This window comes from Bacillus sp. AC266 (assembly GCF_979253805.1).
This window is the reverse complement of sequence record NZ_CEEDEC010000060.1, coordinates 1-247: the sequence shown is the minus strand read 5'-3', so window position 1 is coordinate 247 and position 247 is coordinate 1. Positions and strand designations below refer to the sequence as shown.

Annotated in this window: 1 pseudogene; it reads right to left on the bottom strand. The window is 36.8% G+C overall.

The features are described 5' to 3' along the window. A pseudogene (locus AC0IXC_RS29315) lies at positions 1-247 on the bottom strand (hypothetical protein); the annotation flags it as partial.

Sequence of the window (247 nt, the reverse complement as noted above, 5' to 3'; positions counted from 1 at the left end):
ATAAATGTGCATGATGATGCTCTTGTAAGGGTATAAAATCCATTAACTTACGATTAAACACATCTAAGTCCTCATTACTTTTCTTATCATGAATCTGAACTTCATCCGCCTCAGGCAATTGATACTTATCTTTTCCATGTATGTAGTGAATGTAGCTTGGGTTACCCGTGTTTTTTCCGTAAATCCAATTACTTTCTACACGTGTACATGCTACCTTCTCTTGCGAAACATGCAGCATGCAATTACC